Source organism: Moorena sp. SIO2C4, assembly GCF_010672485.1.
GTDB lineage: Bacteria > Cyanobacteriota > Cyanobacteriia > Cyanobacteriales > Coleofasciculaceae > Moorena > Moorena producens.
In genome coordinates this window covers 1-776 of sequence record NZ_JAAHGN010000797.1, presented here as the reverse complement: position 1 = coordinate 776, position 776 = coordinate 1, and the positions used below count along the sequence as shown (strand labels likewise).

Annotated in this window: 1 protein-coding gene; it reads left to right on the top strand. The window is 43.6% G+C overall.

Annotation, left to right across the window (positions count from 1 at the left end):
• A partial coding sequence (locus F6K20_RS29235) for a mechanosensitive ion channel family protein (protein WP_287297037.1) occupies positions 1-647 on the top strand: 647 nt, incomplete at its 5' end.
• Between the last annotated feature and the right edge of the window lie 129 nt (positions 648-776).

The following is a 776-nucleotide window of genomic DNA, read 5'->3' as shown; positions in this document are numbered from 1 at the left end:
GAGCATCTGCTGGTGCACTGATCGGTCTACTGGGTGGTGCAGGTGTCGCCTTAGGTTTGTTATTCAAAGACATTATCTATGACTGGTGTTGTACGGTGATTATCTACGCTGATGGTCTCTATAAACCCGGTGACTGGGTAGTAGTGGACGGAGTCAATGGTTTTGTTCAGATAGTCAGTATTGGTCTGAGAAGTACAACACTTTGTATTATTGAGTGGGGTTCTGTCAAAAAAGTTCCCAATTCTAAAATGATTGCTGGAGTTGTGGAAAATTGGTCCCAGAAGACTGGTAAGACGTTTGAGTGGGGCATAAATTTAACTCTGAAAGTTGATGGAATTTCAGCTGAGCAAACTTCCCGAATTTGTCAGGCTATTAAAGAACTAATCCCGACTATCGATGGCTTGCACAAGCAAAAAATGAAAGTTTTGTTTTCCCACATTGAAGATAATGCTCGGGTAATTAAAATTATAGTATATGTGATTGATATCAACCTCTACACTGCTGCCCAGCAATCCTTGAATCTAGCCCTATTAGAAATTCTGGAGAAAGAAGAGATTGATCACCTGCATATTGAGCTGGAAAAGCAAATTGAAGACTACAAACAGATGAAGGGAAATTTAGTTAGTGAGGTGATATCTAAATCCTAGCAATCCTTTGCACAAGGGATGCAGCCCTGGCTCCCCTATTCCGAAGCTGCATAGCTTTTAGGTGCGACCCGAACGCGCCCCGCGTCGGCTTTGCCGAAAGACGCGACCCAAAGCTGGGTTACCCGGCCA